A 9,149-nucleotide genomic window follows, 5' to 3' on the forward strand; every position below is an offset into this window, starting at 1 on the left:
ACCCGTCAGTTCTCGGGCGTCTGGCTCTATGAGTTCGAAGGCTCGACCTTCATCGAAGGCGCCGCCCGCCCCCCGACCCGCCGCCCCGCCTATCGCGCCACGGACTGGCTGGAATATCCGCCCGACCTGCCGCGCCTGGGGGAACAGGTCGAGGCGCTGGGATACGACGCCGATCAGGACTGCCATCCCGTCCAGCCGTTCCTGATCACCTTCATCGGCCACCGAACCCGCCGCCTCGGCGGATCCGGCCACATGGGCCTGTGGCACGCCGAAGTGACCCCCCACCGCACCCTCTCGATCAAACGCCTCGGTGGCCCGATGTGTTATGGGGGCTAAGCTGGGGCGCCGGCTTCTGTGGATCAGTCGGGTAACCGGCTCTCGGAGGCGCGCGAACGTCGGCTCACGACCCATAGCGGACATCCCGCGCTAACGTTACGGTGCCGCCCATGCACACGATCACGATGAGCAACTATGAGGAGGCGCTCGAAGCGATCCGCGACATCCTCCTCATGTATGTCGATATGGCGAAGGGCTACGAAGGCTTCGGCCATAATGCCGATGCCGGAATCCGGTTCGATCCGTTGAGGTTCATCGACGCTGAGACGGATCAGAAGGCTCACTATGTCGATCTAAATTTGCTGCACGCTGGGTGCGCGATAGCCATTCTGTTCGAGTATTATAATCGCTGGGGTGAAGAGCAGGGCCTCGCGGGGAATACTTACCTAGCAAAATACCAAGCTGCTCTGAGCGAAGGCAGACTTGGTCTGTTTTCGGATATCGAAGAGGTCATTCGGGCAGCGGTTGCACGTGATCCAATGCCGCTAGAAGACTCGTGGTTCGAGGAGGCCGTGGTCCCGATCTATCGGAAATATGTCGTTGGGTTTTTTGCCCGCCTCGCGGCGTCCGACCGACACAGGACGTAGTTCCGCTTTCCACCCCTACCGGACAAGGGCGGTGACCGCTTCCGGCCTGGCGGTCAACGTCCACTTTCGGAGCCAAAGCCCAGGACCGAAATCGACCCGTTGCGGACATGCCTTCTGCGTCTAGGATCAGCCTATGCACGTGTTACTTTCGCTCGGTTCAGCCATCCTTCTAGGCGCGCCTTCCCAGTGGGCTGTTCAAATCTCAACATGCGAGGTCGCTATGAAGGTGGAGCACAGTGCAGCGACCTGCCTCGATGCCTTCAACAAGCGATGGGCTCACGAAGAATACCCACCCATCGAGGTGCAACCTGCCGACCTGGAGCAGGCAGAGAAGGATCTGAGCTATATCTTTCCGGCGAGCTATCGCGTTGCGGTCTTGGCCGTCGGCCTTCCGCGGCCCACAGCCGATCTGTGGGACGCCATCGATGAACAATCGGACCTGCCGCACTTCGGAGACTTCCTGACGCCGACCGAGATCGCTGAGAGCGTTCAAGGCTGGACTCCCTCGGGCTATCCTGCCGATCTCGTGCCGTTTGCGTCCGACAGTGGGGGCAACCTGCTTTCGTTCCGGAGGAGCGAGGCCGGCGACGCCGTATATCTATGGGATCACGACTTCGGCACGATTCAGCAGATCGCTCCGTCTTTTGCGGAGCTGCTGGAGGCATATTGCAGCCTTCCGAGTGAGACTGCTTAGGTCCGCTTCCCACCCATCACGGACGTCAAGCAAGTCCGCCCTAAGGACAGCCCCCCGGCGCGCGCGCCAAATCCTGACGCGCGCGCCTTTCCCCGTCAGGCGGCGGGGCGCATCGCCTCGGCGTTGACGGCGGCGTCGGCGATGGCGGTCAGGTCGACGTCGGTCTGGGACTCTTCCTGCAGGGTCTCGTCCAGCAGGCGCGACGCGTCCTTCATCCCCAGCACGTCGGCCCAGCGCTTCAGCGTGCCGTAGCGGGTGATCTCATAGTGTTCGACCGCCTGGGCGGCCGCCAGCAGGCCGGCGTCCAGCGCGGGCGAGCCGGCGTATTCCTCCATGATCTCGTCGCCCTCGGCCAGGATGCCTTCGATGGCGTCGCAAGTCTTGCCGCGGGCGGGCTTGCCGATCAGTTCGAACACCTGTTGCAGGCGCTCGATCTGGCCTTCGGTCTGGCCGCGGTGCTTCTCGAACGCGGCCTTCAGCTCGGGCGACTGGGACGCGCGCGCCATCTTGGGCAGGGATTTCAGGATCTTGCGCTCGGCGTAATAGATGTCCTTGAGCGTGTCGTGGAACAGGGTGTCCAGGGTCTTGTCAGCCATGTGGGTCTCTCCTTGTGTGAGCACGCACGAAAAAGGCCCCGCCGGATGGCGAGGCCTTCTGCAGGGATCAAAATTCAGCGGCCTGTGCCGAAGCCGTCCGCGCCGCCGGCGCCGGCCGCGCCTTCGCCGCCCGTCGCGGGCGCCTGGTCACGTTGGCCGGGGGTGATGTCCTGGCCCTGGTCCGGTTGCGGCGTCGCGCCGTCCTGGTCCAGATCGTCGTCCTGGTCGATGTCCAGGTCTTGGTCGGGCTCCTGGCCCGGTTGAACGTCCGTCATGATCTTCTCCGTTTGGGATACGGAGGGATAAGTCGGCGCGCCCGCCGACGTTCCTACGGCCGCGCTACACGAAAGAGTGCTCCCGGCCGCGCTTATCGATTTGAACCAAAAGCGAAAACTTTGGTTCGCGTCGACGGATTTCAGCCCAGCAGCGCCTCGACCTCGGCGCGCGTTCCCAGCGACGGTTGCGCCCCCGGTCGCGTGGCCGCCACGGCCCCGGCCGCGCAGGCGAACGTCAGGGCGGCCTGCGGCGCCATCCCGTCCAGCAGGGCGACCACGATGGCCCCGACGAAGGCGTCGCCCGCGCCGGTGGCGTCGACCGCCTCGACCCCGGGCGGGGTCGCCCAGGCCATCTCGACCCCTCGCTGGAACATGGCCGCACCGCGCGCGCCCCTGGTCACCACCACCCGGCCGCCGCCGACATGCAGGGCGTCGCCGTAAAAGGCGGCCTCGGTCTCGTTGACCACGATCAGATCGGCGCGGCGCAGCATCGCCTCCGACACCGGCGCGGCGGGCGCCAGGTTCACACACACGAAGTCGGTCGCCCGGCCCACCGCCGCCTCGACCGTCTCGATCGGCAGCTCCAGCTGGGCGATCAACGGCCCCTCGATCCGCGCGGGCAATTGCTCGGGCGTCACCAGATGATTGGCCCCGGCGGCGACCACGATCTGGTTCTCGCCCGACGGGTCGACCGCGATCAGGGCCACGCCCGTCGGCGCCGCCAAATCGGTGATCACGTCGCCCAGATCGACCCCCTGGGCCAGCATCAGGGCGATGGCCGCGCCCGCCATCTCGTCGTCGCCGACCCGGCCGATCAGGCACACCTCGGCCCCCAGCCGCCGCGCCGCCAGCGCCTGATTGGCGCCCTTGCCGCCCGGGTGCCGCGCCAGCGTCGCCCCCGTCACCGTCTCGCCCGGCGCCGGCAGATGCGGCGCGCTGGCGACGATATCCAGGTTGATCGATCCCACCACGGTGATGTTCATGCCGCCCCCTTCAGCCGTTCGGCGATCAGGGCGAACACCCCCGCCCCGTCCGCCTGCGTCGCCCAGAAATGTCTGGCCGTCGCCGGATCGATCCGGAACTCGACCGCCGTATGCCCGCGCGTCAGGTCCGACTGCGTCTCCACCGCTATCCGGCACGGCGCCAACTCGAACAGATCGGGGTTCAGCAGCCAGGCGATGACGCACGGATCATGCAGCGGCGGCGCGTCCCAGCCGACGATCTCGCGCTCGATCCGCTGGGAAAAGCGCAGCATGGCGCCCGCCGCATCCGCCGAGGCGGTGCCGCCCGCCTCGACCGCGCGGATATGATCCTCGGTCGCCCGCACCTGATGCGTCGCGTCCAGGCCCAGCATCACGACCTTGCAGCCGCTTGCCATCACCTGCGCCGCCGCGTCCGGATCGGCCCAGATATTGAACTCGGCGCTGGCGGTGATGTTGCCGCCTTCGGACCGCGCCCCGCCCATGGCGATCACCGTCCCCAGCCGGCTCGCCAGCGCGGGCTCGGCCCGCATCGCCAGCGCCAGATTGGTCATCGGCCCCAGCACGGCGACATCGACCGACCCGGCCGGACGGCTCATCACCAGCCGCACAATCGCCTCGGCCGACGTGCCCTGATCCGCCGGCGCATCCGGCTCGAACGGCGTCAGATCGCCCAGCCCCTCGGCCCCGTGAAACTCACCCGCCCCGGCCGGTTCGCGCACCAGCGGCCGCTCGGCTCCGACGAAGACCGGCACGTCCGGCCGCCCCGCGATCTGCCTCAGGATCCGCGCGTTGCGCGCCGTCGCCACCGCGGGGACGTTGCCCCCCACCGTCGTGACCGCCAGCAGCTCGAACTCGGCCGAGGCGAAGGCCAGCAGCAGCGCCGTCGCATCGTCCACCCCGGGGTCGCAGTCGATGATCAGGGCCCGGGATTTCAGGGTCTGGGGTTTCAGGGCTTGGCCCTCAGTCATCGTCGACCTCGACCGCCGGGGCGGCCAGCGGCGCAGGCGCGCCCGACAGGGCTGCGTTCAGGGCGTCGCGATCCAGCCCCTTCTCCCACCGCGCCACGACGATGGTCGCCACGGCGTTGCCGATGAAATTGGTCAGCGCCCGGCATTCGCTCATGAACCGGTCGACGCCCAGGATCAACGCGATCCCCGCCACCGGCACGCTGGGCACCACCGCCAGAGTGGCGGCCAGGGTGATGAAGCCCGCGCCCGTCACCCCCGCCGCGCCCTTGGACGACAGCATGGCCACGCCCAGCAGCAGCACCTGCTCGCCCAGGCTCAGATCGATCCCGCACGCCTGGGCGATGAACAGCGCGGCCAGCGTCATATAGATGTTGGTCCCGTCCAGATTGAACGAATAGCCGGTCGGCACGACCAGTCCGACCACCGGCCGGTCGCATCCCGCCCGCTCCAGCTTGGCCATCAGGCTGGGCAGCGCCGCCTCGGAGCTTGAGGTGCCCAGCACCAGCAGCAGCTCTTCCTTCAGATACCGCATCAGCTTGAAGATCGAGAAGCCGTTGACCCGCGCCACCAGCCCCAGCACCACCACCACGAACAGCGCCGAGGTCAGGTAGAAGGTCCCCACCAGCGCCGCCAGATTGATGATCGACTCGATGCCATAGCGGCCGATGGTGAAGGCGAAGGCCCCGAACGCCCCCACCGGCGCCGCCTTCATCAGGATCGCCACCAGCTTGAAGAAGGCCTCCGACACCGAATCCAGCAGGTTCAGCACTGGCGCCGCCCGCTCGCCGATCGACGCCAGCGCCACCCCGAACAGGATGGCGAAGAACAGCACCTGCAGGATCTCGCCCGACGCGAACGCCCCCACCACCGTGTCCGGAATGACGTGCAGCAGGAAACCGACCAGCGACTGGTCGTGCGCCGCCTTGGCGTAGCCGGCGACCGCCCCCGCATCCAGCGTCGCCGGATCGATGTTCATCCCCGCGCCCGGCCGCACCACATTGGCCACGATCAGGCCGATGATCAGCGCCAGCGTCGAAAAGGTCAGGAAATAGGCGAACGCCTTGGCCGCCACCCCGCCGACCTTCTTCAGGTCCCGCAGATGGGCGATGCCCGCCGACACGGTCAGGAAGATCACCGGCGCGATGACCATCTTCACCAGCTTGATGAAGCCGTCGCCCAGCGGTTTCAGGCTCTCGCCGAACGCGGGCCAGAAATGACCGATCACCGCGCCTGCGACGATGGCCACAAGCACCTGGAAATAGAGATGGGTCCAGATGGGCTTGCGTATCTTCACCGGCGCCTGGCCGGGTTGAGGAACGGGGGGCGAAACGCCCGGTGCGGCCTTGATCAACTGACGCTCCTGATACGCGGAGAGACACGCTTGGCGGGATCGTATGACGAACGCAAGATCATCGTGCAGCAACGCCGGAACCAATCGCCGGACTCGCGGTTATCTGCTTCGGAAACGTCGGTGGCCCTGCCCTGACCTTTCCGGCGGCCCGGTCACCTTACGCCCCCCGACATAGAGAGCCGGGCCGCCCACCTTTATTTTAAACAGCTCGACACAACGGCCTCGCCGCACGCCTGTCTGATGCGGCGTGGCGGCGCCCCGCGACAGCGTGGGACCCGCGCGTCAGCCTGCCTGCACCTCCGTCGAAAGTTCATCGCGCGCGATTGCCCTTCAACGCAGGCGAGTGAACCCATGCGGGCATGATGGATCATCTTCCCGCCCGCCGCGTCGTTCTCGGTCAGTTGTTGGCGGGGGCCACCTGTTCGCCCGCCCTCGCCCAGGTCGACCCCTGGGGGCCAGCCGCCCATTCGCGTCCTGCGGGTCAACCGGCCCCACCGCCGCAGCGGTTGCGCCCTCCGCCGGGAGGCGTAACCCGCTTTCTGGGCATGTTCGACGGGACACCCCGTTATGAGAGCATTCCCAACCCCGCGCACAGCCATCAGGACTCGGTCGCTTCGCGACTGCTGCCGGTCTACCTGCACAACAACACGCCGGTCGGCGCAGGCGATTACTCGCCCGTACTGGAGGGACCGGGCGGCGGCGGTCTGGCCTACTGGGACTATCTGGTGCGCTATTGGGAGCAGTATCCGAACGCGAAGGAGCGCGAGGGTCATGTTCCAAAGTTGGGGCGTGTCCATCTCGGTATCGCAGAATCGATGTTCGAGCATGGATGGAGTCCGCCAGCCGGTGTGAAAGCCACCCTGGAACGTCAGGCCCAGGCCATCAGCCAGGCCGTCATGGCGCACCCTTACATCCAGCGTTCGGAAGGTGTGGTGACGGCGGCCACGGCGACCTACCTGCGCCGTCGCGACCAGTCCGGGACCGAGGTCTATGGCATGCAGGTGCGGTTCGGCTTCGGCAAGCTGCGCCCCGACGCCCAGCAGGCCGCGGATGGCCGTTGGGAAGGCAATCTGCCAGGGCCCGCCGTTCTGCGGGTCAACACCAACTTCGTCTCGCGCGACTGGTCGTCCGCCGGCTTCTATCGCGGGGTCGAAGTGCTCGGAAACCGGGCTCCCCTGTTCAAGTCGATGAACCGTCCACTTTGGGCGCCGGAGTTCCGGGGCGGTCAAGGTCCCATGATCCGGAACCCGGAGATGTTCGATCCCGCGCGCGCCAAGACCGACATTCAGGTGATGGAGATCGAGAACTCGTCCCAGCGCTTCGTCGGCGGCTCCCGGACCGCGCCGGACACCGACATCGCCCGCAGCGTGGCGGCCGCCTTCTCGACCGACTGGAAGGGATTGATCGACCGCCTGAACAGCCCCGGCGCACCACGCGCCCAATGACGGAAGCTCCCCGATGAAACGTCTTGCCGCCGCCACGCTCGGCTTCGCCCTGCTGTCGATCGCCGCCCCTGCATTGGCTCAGACCGGCCCACGCGAGTATCCGGTGCGTAGCCCGCCCCACCCCCATGTCGTGCCCGAATACACACGCCCCATGCCTGAAGGCGCGGTGGAGATTCGCGACAACATGCCGGGCCACCGCCGCTTCAAAAATCCGCTGTGGCCGAACGCCGGCTGGGACAGCCCGACCCTGCCGGACGGCTCCAGGAACTACGCGCATTACATCGTCGAATACTGGCGCGCCCCCAGCCTGCCGGACAACGCCCCGGTCGATGACTGGCCGGGCCTGTCGCAGCGCGGCTACATCAACCGCCAGCCCGACGTCCGCGTCTCGCGCAGCCGCGCCACCCCGGAAGAAGAGGCCCTGTTCGAACGGCGCGCGCGTCTGATCGTCGAGCGTATCCTGGCCACGCGTCCCATCCGCAACCTGCACGGCGCCAGCCTGGAGCCCGTCGTCGCCATCAAGGGCTACGGCCAGGAGCACGGCGCCCGGGGCAGCGGCGTCATGGAGGCGGAGATCGAACTTCGGTTCCGCGTGCTTCAGCCCTACACCGGCACGGCCGAGCGCATGCCCGACGGGACCATGCGCTCGACCCATGTCGGCCCCTACATCACCATCAAGCTCAATCCGCAGATGGTCTGGTGCGGACGCCCGAGCCGTCGCACGGCGATCACCACGGAATGCGCCGGCTATGATCACCATATGGCGGCGGACAATATCGACGCCCTGTTCGAGATGCGCCCCAACAGCGGGATCGACTATCTGATGCTCAAGAAGAGCGGCTACGCCCGTAACCGCCCCTCGACCGACATCCAGGCGATGGTGGTGGCGATCAACTCCAATGACAGCATGGACGGCAGCAACCTGGATCGCGGCCGGATGCACCCCCATCACGCCCTTGGCCGCCTTCTGGGCGTCACCGAGCTGACCGACTGGAACGAGTTGCGCATGGCCGCCAACGCCGTCGAGTAACGAACCATCCGCCCCTGCAGGCGTTGCCGGGGGCATGAGCGTCATCGTCTTCGACCGCCGCCGCGAAACGGCCTACGCCCGCGACCTGGCCCGCGCCTTCGGTGGGGCGCTGCTGTTCAGCATCCCCCTGCTGATGACGATGGAGATGTGGGCCCAGGGCGTGGCCATGGACCGGTGGCGGATGCTGCTGTTCGTCGGGGCGGGCCTGCCGCTGCTGTACGGCCTGGCCTATTATGCGGGGTTCTCGAACCGGCGCGGGCTGCGCAACGATCTGATGGATACGGCGGCGGCCCTGGCGGTCGGCTTCATCACCGCCGCCGCCCTGCTGGCCCTGTTCGGCGTGATCCGGTGGGACGCCCCGCCGCGCGAAATTCTGGGCATGGTCGCGCTGCAGGCCGTGCCCGGGGCCATGGGCGCCCTGCTGGCCCGGCGACAGCTGGCGGGCGACGGCGGCGGTGCGGCGGGGGATGAGGACGCGGCGTCATACGCCGGTGAGCTGTTCCTGATGGCGGCGGGCGCCCTGTTCTTCGGCCTGAACATGGCCCCGACCGAAGAGATGATCCTGATCGCCTACAAGGCCACCGCCTTCCACGCTCTGGCCCTGGTCGCGGTGTCGATCGCCCTGCTGCACCTGATCGTGTTCCAGGCGGGCTTCGCCGGGCAGGAAGAGGCCGAGCATCCGCTCAAGGGCTTCCTGCATTTCACCCTGCCCGGCTATGCGATCGCGCTGGGCGTCAGCCTGTTCGTGCTGTTCATCTTCGGCCGCACCGACGGGCACAGCGTGTCCGGCGTGATCCAGGCCGTGGTCGTGCTGGGCTTCCCCGCCTCCATCGGCGCCGCCGCCGCCCGCCTGCTGGTCTAGAGGGCCCCATGGTCGCCAAAAA

11 protein-coding genes are annotated in these 9,149 nt (G+C 67.4%); 6 read left to right on the forward strand and 5 right to left on the reverse strand.

The features are described from left to right. From EON91_RS12850 to EON91_RS12860, 3 genes are all read left to right on the forward strand, one after another. Positions 1 to 336: hypothetical protein (locus tag EON91_RS12850; RefSeq protein ID WP_292095441.1), on the forward strand; the 336-nt coding region annotated here is incomplete at its 5' end. 110 nt (positions 337 to 446) lie between these two features. Then, positions 447 to 923 carry a hypothetical protein gene (locus tag EON91_RS12855; protein WP_292095443.1) on the forward strand — a complete coding sequence of 159 codons (477 nt, stop codon included), beginning with the start codon at positions 447 to 449 and terminating at the stop codon, positions 921 to 923. 220 nt (positions 924 to 1,143) lie between these two features. Beyond that, a complete protein-coding gene (locus EON91_RS12860; protein WP_292095446.1) occupies positions 1,144 to 1,617 on the forward strand; it encodes an SMI1/KNR4 family protein in 474 nt (157 codons plus the stop codon). A 95-nt stretch (positions 1,618 to 1,712) separates the two neighbouring features. Here EON91_RS12860 and EON91_RS12865 read toward each other — a convergent pair whose 3' ends face one another. The 5 genes from EON91_RS12865 to EON91_RS12885 form a co-directional block, all read right to left on the reverse strand. Continuing rightward, the gene (locus EON91_RS12865; protein WP_292095449.1) at positions 1,713 to 2,213 is read right to left on the reverse strand and encodes a ferritin-like domain-containing protein; all 501 of its coding nucleotides are present in this window, start codon (positions 2,211 to 2,213) and stop codon (positions 1,713 to 1,715) included. 74 nt (positions 2,214 to 2,287) lie between these two features. Further along, positions 2,288 to 2,488 carry a hypothetical protein gene (locus EON91_RS12870; protein WP_292095452.1) on the reverse strand — a complete coding sequence of 67 codons (201 nt, stop codon included), beginning with the start codon at positions 2,486 to 2,488 and terminating at the stop codon, positions 2,288 to 2,290. A 140-nt stretch (positions 2,489 to 2,628) separates the two neighbouring features. Beyond that, a complete protein-coding gene (locus EON91_RS12875) occupies positions 2,629 to 3,471 on the reverse strand; it encodes a ribokinase (RefSeq protein ID WP_292095455.1) in 843 nt (280 codons plus the stop codon). Next, a complete protein-coding gene (locus tag EON91_RS12880; protein WP_292095458.1) occupies positions 3,468 to 4,439 on the reverse strand; it encodes a nucleoside hydrolase in 972 nt (323 codons plus the stop codon). The genes EON91_RS12875 and EON91_RS12880 overlap by 4 nt, the downstream gene beginning before the upstream one ends. Continuing rightward, positions 4,432 to 5,727 (reverse strand): dicarboxylate/amino acid:cation symporter, encoded by a 1,296-nt coding sequence (locus EON91_RS12885; RefSeq protein WP_292095470.1) that lies wholly within the window; start codon positions 5,725 to 5,727, stop codon positions 4,432 to 4,434. Before EON91_RS12885 ends, EON91_RS12880 begins: the two co-directional genes overlap by 8 nt. Positions 5,728 to 6,152: 425 nt before the next feature. Here EON91_RS12885 and EON91_RS12890 point away from each other — a divergent pair, with 425 nt between their 5' ends. From EON91_RS12890 to EON91_RS12900, 3 genes are read left to right on the forward strand one after another with little or no spacing between them, the layout of a single operon-like run. Beyond that, positions 6,153 to 7,235 carry a hypothetical protein gene (locus EON91_RS12890; RefSeq protein WP_292095460.1) on the forward strand — a complete coding sequence of 361 codons (1,083 nt, stop codon included), beginning with the start codon at positions 6,153 to 6,155 and terminating at the stop codon, positions 7,233 to 7,235. Between the two features lie 13 nt (positions 7,236 to 7,248). Then, positions 7,249 to 8,265 (forward strand): hypothetical protein, encoded by a 1,017-nt coding sequence (locus EON91_RS12895; RefSeq protein ID WP_292095464.1) that lies wholly within the window; start codon positions 7,249 to 7,251, stop codon positions 8,263 to 8,265. 34 nt (positions 8,266 to 8,299) lie between these two features. Beyond that, a complete protein-coding gene (locus tag EON91_RS12900; protein WP_292095467.1) occupies positions 8,300 to 9,127 on the forward strand; it encodes a TIGR02587 family membrane protein in 828 nt (275 codons plus the stop codon). Positions 9,128 to 9,149: the final 22 nt, after the last annotated feature.

The sequence above is a fragment of the Brevundimonas sp. genome, from assembly GCF_004210735.1.
Lineage (GTDB): Bacteria > Pseudomonadota > Alphaproteobacteria > Caulobacterales > Caulobacteraceae > Brevundimonas.